At 76.0% G+C, this 233-nt stretch carries 1 protein-coding gene; it reads left to right on the forward strand.

Annotated elements, in window-relative coordinates:
- The coding region (locus tag IG88_RS43685) for a hypothetical protein (protein ID WP_037837602.1) at positions 1–233 on the forward strand (233 nt) is incomplete at both ends.

Raw genomic sequence — 233 nt, forward strand, 5'->3', positions numbered from 1 at the left:
TGGCCGACATGGACTGGGCGCTGTTCACCCCGGGTTATGCGATGGCCCGGCGCCGTCCCCTGCTCGAGGACATCCCCGAGGCCGCCGAGGCACTGCGCGGCATCACGGACGCCGAACCGGAGCCCGCGGACGAAGCCGCCGGTGCGGGGCTGCGGGAGCGGCTGGCGGGGCTGACGGAGGCGGAGCAGCGGGCGCTGCTGCTGGGGATGGTGCGGCAGGAGGCCGCGCAGGTG

This window comes from Streptomyces sp. NRRL F-5650 (genome assembly GCF_000721365.1).
Lineage (GTDB): Bacteria > Actinomycetota > Actinomycetes > Streptomycetales > Streptomycetaceae > Streptomyces > Streptomyces ardesiacus.